Origin of the sequence: Tardiphaga sp., assembly GCF_044340795.1 — a bacterium.
Taxonomy (GTDB): domain Bacteria; phylum Pseudomonadota; class Alphaproteobacteria; order Rhizobiales; family Xanthobacteraceae; genus Tardiphaga.
Genome location: NZ_JBIISY010000351.1, coordinates 1 through 4,715 on the forward strand (window position 1 = coordinate 1; position 4,715 = coordinate 4,715).

At 64.1% G+C, this 4,715-nt stretch carries 7 protein-coding genes; 6 read left to right on the forward strand and 1 reads right to left on the reverse strand.

Features of this window, described 5'->3' with window-relative positions; translation table 11 throughout:
* Positions 1-183, reverse strand: a 183-nt coding sequence (locus ACIQ17_RS31010) for an RNA methyltransferase PUA domain-containing protein (RefSeq protein ID WP_398473324.1), incomplete at its 3' end; no start/stop codon positions are given.
* 209 nt (positions 184-392) lie between these two features.
* Between ACIQ17_RS31010 and ACIQ17_RS31015 the strand changes: the two genes are divergently transcribed.
* The 6 genes from ACIQ17_RS31015 to ACIQ17_RS31040 all read left to right on the forward strand — a co-directional run.
* Positions 393-1,100 carry a hypothetical protein gene (locus tag ACIQ17_RS31015; protein ID WP_398473325.1) on the forward strand — a complete coding sequence of 236 codons (708 nt, stop codon included), beginning with the start codon at positions 393-395 and terminating at the stop codon, positions 1,098-1,100.
* Positions 1,097-2,032 carry a 4-hydroxybenzoate octaprenyltransferase gene (gene ubiA, locus ACIQ17_RS31020; protein WP_398473326.1) on the forward strand — a complete coding sequence of 312 codons (936 nt, stop codon included), beginning with the start codon at positions 1,097-1,099 and terminating at the stop codon, positions 2,030-2,032. The genes ACIQ17_RS31015 and ubiA overlap by 4 nt, the downstream gene beginning before the upstream one ends.
* Positions 2,033-2,065: 33 nt before the next feature.
* Positions 2,066-2,998 carry a LysR substrate-binding domain-containing protein gene (locus ACIQ17_RS31025; protein ID WP_398473327.1) on the forward strand — a complete coding sequence of 311 codons (933 nt, stop codon included), beginning with the start codon at positions 2,066-2,068 and terminating at the stop codon, positions 2,996-2,998.
* 133 nt (positions 2,999-3,131) lie between these two features.
* Positions 3,132-3,674, forward strand: a complete 543-nt coding sequence (locus tag ACIQ17_RS31030) for a thiamine pyrophosphate-binding protein (RefSeq protein ID WP_398473328.1) — start codon at positions 3,132-3,134, stop codon at positions 3,672-3,674.
* Complete coding sequence (locus ACIQ17_RS31035) at positions 3,662-4,258, forward strand: thiamine pyrophosphate-dependent enzyme (RefSeq protein ID WP_398473330.1); 597 nt, start codon at positions 3,662-3,664, stop codon at positions 4,256-4,258. Before ACIQ17_RS31030 ends, ACIQ17_RS31035 begins: the two co-directional genes overlap by 13 nt.
* Before the next feature lie 102 nt (positions 4,259-4,360).
* The coding region (locus tag ACIQ17_RS31040; RefSeq protein WP_398473331.1) for a Bug family tripartite tricarboxylate transporter substrate binding protein at positions 4,361-4,715 on the forward strand (355 nt) is incomplete at its 3' end.

Consider the following 4,715-nt stretch of genomic DNA (forward strand, 5'->3'; position numbering starts at 1 on the left):
GGCGGCGATGGCGGCCTGCCATTCGCCGTCGCGACCGTTGAACACCAGCACGGGGTCGCCGGCATTCAGCCGCAGCACATTGCCGAGATAATTGCTCTGGCTGCGGTCGAGGGCGATGGCCGCGTCCGTTGCGAGGCTTGCGTCAACATAGAGGCGGGGGCTGCGGAAATCGGATTGCGGCATGGCTGGGGTCCCGTTCAGAGCCGGTGCTTTAGCGCAGATGCGACGAAATACCATGCGCGATCGCGACTTAACGCCACCCGGCGCCGCGCTGCCGCCCAAATCAGCGGCTTATTGGTGGGTTGTTAAGGCTTGGCAGGAATCGTAGAAGTGCCTGAATTCAGGAGAGCTTCTGCCCCGTTTGCGGGGCACATGCTGCCGGAGGAAAATCTGTGATCAGCCGTCGTTTCATCGCGCCACTCGCCGTGGCCGCCTTCGCCATGCAAGTTGCCGGTGCCTATGCACAGGGCGCGTTTCCCGCGCCGCTGCCGGGCCAGAGTGCTGCGCCTGCGAGTTCATCGCCCTTTCCGCCTGTGAACGGCGCGGCTGCGCCCGCCGCCGCATCGCCATTCCCGCCCGTGGGCGGTGCACCTGCCGCCGCCGCGCCCAGTGCATTCCCTTCGGGTGGCGCTGCGCCACTCGGTGGTGGCTTCGGTCCGCCTCCACAGCAGCAGGCCGGCCCTGCCGGCGGTGACGACTGCATGGCCGGCTTCTTGCCGCTGCGTCAGGAAGCTGAAAAGCGCGGTGCTGCGATCAAGGCCGCGAGCGAGCGTCGGGCCCCGCCGGATGAAGCATGCAAACTGATCTCGGCCTTCTCGCAGAGCGAGGTCAAGATGCTCAGCTATATCAAGGCCAATGCCACCAAATGCGGCATTCCCAGCAATGTCTCCTCGCAGATGCAGGCAGGACACAAGAACACTGAAAACATGCGCCAGAAGGTCTGCGCTGCCGCCCGTGGCGGCGGTGGCCCCGGCCCGGTTGCGGCCCCGCGCCTCAGCGACGTGCTCGGCTCGTCGGCCTCGCTGCCTGACGCATCCGCCGCACGCAAGAGCGGCGGCACCACCTTCGATACGCTGAACGGCAACGTTCTCACCCGATGAGCGACGCGGCTGCCCGCGTTGCCGACGCGACCGCCAATAACTGGGTCGATCGCGTCGCGCCGCTCTGGTCGCGCCCCTATCTGAGGCTGTCGCGGTTCGATCGCCCGATCGGATCGTGGCTGCTGCTGATGCCATGCTGGTGGTCGGCAGCGCTGGCCTCCGGTGCGGCTCACGATCTCCATCAATTGCCAAAGATGATCGCGCTGTTCTTCATCGGCGCCTTCGTCATGCGCGGTGCCGGCTGTACCTGGAACGACATCACCGACCGCGATCTCGATGCCAAGGTCGAACGCACCCGCTCGCGGCCCATTCCAGCCGGGCAGGTGACGGCGAAAAAGGCCTTCGCCTGGCTCGTCCTGCAGGCGCTGATCGGCCTTGTCGTACTGCTGCAGTTCAACAGTTTTGCCATTGCGACCGGCATCGCCTCGCTGGCGATCGTCGCAGCCTATCCTTTCATGAAGCGCGTCACCTACTGGCCGCAGAGCGTGCTCGGCCTCGCCTTCTCATGGGGCGCGCTGATGGGCTTTGCGGTGGTGTTCCAGCGCATCGATGCAACGGCGCTGCTGCTCTATGCCGGCGCGATCTGCTGGGTGATCGCCTATGACACGATCTATGCCCATCAGGACACCGAAGATGATGCGCTGATCGGCATCAAATCGACCGCGCTGCTGTTCGGTGCACGCACGCAAACCGCGCTGGTGATTTTCTATGGCCTGGCCGTTTCGCTGATCAGCGTCGCGCTGCGTCTGGCCGGCGCCGGCTGGCCGGCCTGGATCGGTCTCATCGTTTTTGCCGGACATCTCGCCTGGCAGATCACGCGGATCGATATCAACGACTCCGCGCTGTGCCTGCGGCTGTTCAAGTCCAATCGCGACGCGGGGCTGTTGCTCTTTGCAGGATTGCTCGTGGATGCCATGCTGCGTGCGGGCTGACCGCCCGTATCATCACGGGTGGAATCTTGCTCAATGGACGTCGCGCAGCTCAAGACGCTGATCCATGTTGCCGAACTCGGAAGCCTCAGCAAGGCCGCCGATCGCTTGCGCATCGCCCAGCCGGCCTTGAGCCGGCAGATTGGTTTGCTCGAAAAAGAACTCGGCGCCACGCTATTTGAACGTCACGGTCGCGGGATGGTGATCACCGCGGTTGGCCGTGAGGTTCTCGACCATGCCGTGCGCGTGATGGCCGAGCTCGAGGCGATCCGCAACGTGTCGTCCAGCGGCGCGCTGTCCTTCTCCGGGCAGGTCTCGATCGGCACCACGCCCACCGTGGCCGAAATCGTGACAGTGCCCTTGGTACGCAAGATCCAGCAGGCCCATCCGCAATTGTCGGTGCGCCTGTCGTCGGCCTTCACAGGCCATTTGCTCGATTGGCTGCAGCGCGGCGAGTTGGAGCTGGCCGTCTCCTACGATCCGCAGCCGATTCGCTCGTTGCGCATCGTGCCCGTGATGATGGAGCGGCTGTTTCTGGTCAGCGCGCGCGATGGCGGGCTGACGATGGATGCGCCGGTACGCTTCGTCAGCTTGCAGGACCGCGAACTCGTGCTGCCGAGCCAGCGGCATGGATTGCGGGGCATCATGGAAGATTGCGCGCGGCAGGCCGGCGTCCAGTTGCGCGCGAATATCGAGGCTGACTCGTTCGGCGCGATGATCGATCTGGTACGCAACGGGGTCGGGTCCACGGTGCTGCCGCTGGCACCGATCCACGGTCTGGTCGAGAGCGGAGCATTGTGTGCGGCGCCGCTGATCGACCCCGTGCCGGAACGCAAGCTCGTGCTCGCTTATCCCGCGGATCGCCCTGTCAGTGCTGCAGCGCAATTCGTCGCGAAGACCTTCACTGACATTGCCGCTGATCTCGTCGCACGAAATATCTGGGTCGGTCGCACGCTTGCTGCACCATAGTGCTGAGACGCCGCATGATGTTGCGGTGCCAGAGATCAAATTTCGGCATATCTCTTCACATCATTCGATATGCGATCCATGCTTCTGATTGCGCTATGCCTTGCATCAGCGAGATCAACGAGCGGAGACCTTGATGAGCGATGCGGGAGAGGGGCCTGGCGAACAGGCCGGCTGGCGACGGGATGTGTTCGACATTCTCAAGGCGGCCGACGTCAAACACATCGTCTATGTGCCGGATGCCGGTCACTCGACGGCGATCCGCCTCGCGACCGAGGACAACACGATCAATTCGGTGGTGCTGACCACGGAGGAAGAAGGCATCGGCTATCTCGCGGGCGCCTGGCTCGGCGGTGAGCGCGGTGCGCTGCTGATGCAGTCCAGCGGCGTCGGCAATTGCATCAACACACTCGCTTTGCAGACCTGCACGCGGTTTCCGCTGCTGATGGTGGTCACCATGCGCGGCGACTGGGCCGAATTCAACGGCTGGCAGAATCCGATGGGGCAGGCCACCGAGCGCGCGCTGAACCTGATGGGCGTGCTCACCTGGCGCGCCGATGAGCCGCAGGACGTCGCGCCGCTTTTGCGTGGCGCTGCCGCGATGGCCTTCAACGGAGACTCGGCCTGCGCCCTGCTGCTTGGACAGCGCCTGATCGGAGAGAAGCAATGGGTGAAGTGAACGCAGGCGGCGCGCTCGATCGCCGCGAGGTCGTGAAGACCTTGCTTGACGGGCGCAAGGATCTTCTTGTCGTGACCGGGCTTGGTTCGCCATCGTACGATGTGATGGCGGCCGGCGATCACGACAACAACTACTATCTCTGGGCGGCGATGGGCAGTGCAGCCATGGTCGGTCTTGGCCTTGCGACGGCAAAGCCGGATCATTCGGTGCTGGTCGTCACCGGGGATGGCGAAATGCTGATGGGGATGGGTGCGCTGGCGACCATTGCCACGCGTCGGCCTGCCAATCTCACCATCGCGGTGCTCGACAACGGGCACTTTGGCGAAACCGGCATGCAAGTGAGCCATGCCGGCATGGGCGTAAATCTCGACAAGGTCGCGCAATCCTGCGGCTTTGGCTGGACCAGGGAAATCCGCGACATGGCTGGTGTCGAGGATCTGCGCACGCGCCTGGCCTCGCGCGATGGCGTCAAGCTCGCCACCATCAAGGTCAAAGCCGAGAACCCACCGCGCGTGTTGCCACCACGTGATGGCGTCCATGTCAAAAATCGCTTCCGTGCGGCACTCGGTCACGCACCAATCTGATGGATGACGGCAGGGCGCTACGGCGCCCTGTTTTATGCTGAGCGACTGGCGGACATCGGATCAACCGATGCCGACCGAAGACAACATCAAGGGTGGGAACCAATGACGACAGGCATCACGCGTCGATTTTTCGGCACGACGGCCATCGCGGCCGTTGCGGCACTTTCCTTCAGTGCAGGCGCCCGGGCACAGGCCGACCTGCCGAAAGGACCGATCACTTTGGTGGTGCCGTTCGCAGCGGGCGGCGCCACGGATGTGGTGAGCCGCCATGTGGCGCGCAAAGTGTCCGAGCAGATCGGCCAGACCATCGTCATCGAGAACGTGACGGGCGCAGGCGGCGTCGTGGGCGCCACCCGTGTGGCCAAGGCCAAGCCCGACGGGCAGACATTGCTGATGGGGACGATCTCGACCCACACGATCAATCCGCTGATGGTGAAGCAGCCGCCTTATGATCCGA